This window comes from Paraburkholderia sp. SIMBA_027 (genome assembly GCF_046535315.1).
In the GTDB taxonomy this organism is placed as follows: Bacteria; Pseudomonadota; Gammaproteobacteria; order Burkholderiales; family Burkholderiaceae; genus Paraburkholderia; species Paraburkholderia tropica.
In genome coordinates, this window is sequence record NZ_JAWRWY010000644.1 from 1 (window position 1) to 269 (window position 269).

Annotated in this window: 1 protein-coding gene; it reads left to right on the forward strand. The window is 65.8% G+C overall.

What is annotated here, in order from left to right; genetic code table 11:
* Positions 1-269: hypothetical protein (locus SB764_RS40590; protein WP_410866841.1), on the forward strand; the 269-nt coding region annotated here is incomplete at both ends.

The following is a 269-nucleotide window of genomic DNA, read 5'->3' on the forward strand; positions in this document are numbered from 1 at the left end:
GGATCCGGCTGCACCTTGACGAGCAGGCCGGCCAGCGGATCGATTGGTACGACAGGCAGTTGGTCAGCCAGTGGCGCAAAGTAGGCGATCCCGGCCGCCGGTCCTGGCTTCTTCGGACCCACCACGACAACGCCGAGTTGCTCGCCGCCTGGGCAGCCGAGGAGAAGGCAACCCTGGACGTGGAACACCTGCGCTCGCTGTCGGCCGGTGTGACCGCCGGCGTGGTGCAACGTGCCGTTGACGAGGATTACAAGCACTTGGGTTACGTG